The organism is Amycolatopsis anabasis, assembly GCF_009765355.1.
Lineage (GTDB): Bacteria > Actinomycetota > Actinomycetes > Mycobacteriales > Pseudonocardiaceae > Amycolatopsis > Amycolatopsis anabasis.
In genome coordinates this window covers 1-2,101 of record NZ_VTHK01000146.1, presented here as the reverse complement: position 1 = coordinate 2,101, position 2,101 = coordinate 1, and the positions used below count along the sequence as shown (strand labels likewise).

3 protein-coding genes and 1 pseudogene are annotated in these 2,101 nt (G+C 69.1%); 1 reads left to right on the top strand and 3 read right to left on the bottom strand.

What is annotated here, in order from left to right:
- The first annotated feature begins 319 nt into the window (after positions 1 to 319).
- Positions 320 to 802 carry an SPW repeat domain-containing protein gene (locus FXO23_RS50400; protein WP_158896308.1) on the top strand — a complete coding sequence of 161 codons (483 nt, stop codon included), beginning with the start codon at positions 320 to 322 and terminating at the stop codon, positions 800 to 802.
- 6 nt (positions 803 to 808) lie between these two features.
- On the opposite strand, the gene FXO23_RS50395 is transcribed toward FXO23_RS50400, so the two are convergent.
- From FXO23_RS50395 to FXO23_RS50385, 3 genes and pseudogenes are all read right to left on the bottom strand, one after another.
- Positions 809 to 1,306, bottom strand: a complete 498-nt coding sequence (locus FXO23_RS50395) for a MarR family winged helix-turn-helix transcriptional regulator (protein ID WP_246258675.1) — start codon at positions 1,304 to 1,306, stop codon at positions 809 to 811.
- Between the two features lie 196 nt (positions 1,307 to 1,502).
- Positions 1,503 to 1,697, bottom strand: a pseudogene (locus FXO23_RS52920) (winged helix-turn-helix transcriptional regulator); the annotation flags it as partial.
- A gap of 13 nt (positions 1,698 to 1,710) precedes the next feature.
- Positions 1,711 to 2,067: a hypothetical protein gene (locus FXO23_RS50385; protein WP_158896305.1), complete on the bottom strand. Its 357-nt coding sequence runs from the start codon at positions 2,065 to 2,067 to the stop codon at positions 1,711 to 1,713.
- Positions 2,068 to 2,101 lie beyond the last annotated feature (34 nt).

Genomic DNA, 2,101 nt, shown 5'->3' with positions numbered 1-2,101 from the left:
GGGGGGACGCTACGACTTCCGCACTGTTGACCACGCCGTCAAGGCGCCCGAACCGCTCGCGAGCGGTCACCACGAATTCGGCGAACGCCAACGCGGTCGCACGCCCGACGCCCGATCCGCCGCCGGAGACTCAAGATACTGTCATCCTTGCCCAAGACAAAGATCTGCAACCCGTCCGGACTCTCGCCGCCACTTCGGCGTGCTGTGCCGGTCAACGATCGGTCGGCTGCGATGTCCATCGCAATTCGCCATAGCAAGTGTTGCCTAGTGCAATAATCAAGGGTGCTGGAGGAGCCATCGCCGAGCCGAGGGAGCCGACATGCATCACCACGTCGTCCCGGTCCACCGTCACCTGTGGATCGGGCCGTCGACCGAAGGGCGCCTGACGCCCAGCCTGCCCAGCTCGCTGGTCTTCCTGCTCGCCGTGTGGCTGGGCTTCGCGCCGTTCGTGCTGCACTACCAATGGCCACCGCTGAGCGGCTCCGGCGACCTCAACGACGTGCTCATCGCGCTCGTCGCAGGCAGCCTGGCGATGACCCGCCTGGTCGCGCCCCGCGACCTGCCCTGGCTGAGCCTGGTCAACGCGGCGCTGGGCGGCTGGTTGATCGCCGCGCCGTTCGTGCTGGACTACCTTCCGGCAGCGCACGCGGATCGAGCGATCGTCAACGACGCGGCCGTCGGGACCGCGATGCTGATCCTGGGCACCGCCAGCGCGGCGATGACCTACCGCCAGCGCAGGACCGAACCGCGCCTGGTTCAGCACCCCGCGACCGTCGACTCCGCGGATCTCGCCCGGCGATAACCGCGGTCAGACCCAGAGACCGTCCGGCCGACCGGCCAGGGAAGGCTCGTCCCCGGCTTCGGTGAACGCCGACAGCGCCCGGACCAGCCCCCGGCGCGCGGTGGGCGGCATGCGGCCGACGATCCGGGTGATCTCGGCCCGCCGCCGATTGGTCACCTTGCGCACCACCCCGGCCCCCGTACCCGTCAGGGTGACGACCAGTTCACGCCGGGAGGCCGGGTTGGCTTCCCGGCTGACCATGCCCGACACGATCAGCCGGTCGAGCATGCGCGTCGCGGTGGACGGATTGACATCCAGATACTCGGCCAGCGCGGTCAGCTTGAGCGGGCCGCGGGTGCCCAGCACGACCAGCATGCGGAACTGCGGAATGGTGATCGTGTCGTCGACCGCGGCGATCGACCGCGCGGACACCGCCACCAGGAGCCGAGACGCGGTCAGCACGGCATCGGTCACCGCGTCGACGTCGTCGGGCGCCACCTGGCCGGCGCGTTGAGCTTGGGACACGAGACCAGTTGTACCCCATCTCACGCATCAGCCAAATGTTGCATACCGCATGAACATCGTGGACTGACAGCAGGTGCCGCCCCCCTTCCGGCTCCCGCCCGGGCAGCCAGCGCTGCCCCAACACCCCAACTGCTCGACCAGCGGCTCCAACTCCCGCCCAGTCTCGGTCAAGCCCATATCGCGACTCGCCCGACCGTACGACCAGGCCCGCACCCGCCAACCGCCGCAACCGACCGGACAACAGGAACCACGACGCGCCCGGCAGCGCCCGCGCGAAGTCGCCCCGTCCGACCTCCCCATACAGGAGCTCGCGGATGATCAGCAACGTCCAGGGCTCACCCAGCACCTCGGCAGCCCTGGCCACCAGGCAATGCTGCGCATACCGCCCCATCACCGGACCCGGCTCAGAACCAGCCGAGCACAACCCCAGCACCCCACGCGGGCACCGGCACCGCACACGCCAGCCACAACGACAGCGGCCGCCACCGCATGATCGACCGGAACCCGCCCACCCCGAGCAACCCGAACAGCAGCGACGAGGTCAGCGGCCGACGCGCGTGCTGCAGCCGGTCCCACGGAATGCCCAACTCCGGCACAACCAGTTCGGTCGCGTTCACTGCCAGCTGGAAGGAGAACCACAACCCGGCCAGCAGCGCCCCGAGACCGCACGCCCACCGGAACCCGCGGACGGCCACGGACTCGGACCGACCTGAGACATCGACATTGCCCGCCGGAGCTGTCTCGACCGAAACGGACATCATTCTGCGCACCCCGCAAGGTTTGCATAGGACAAAG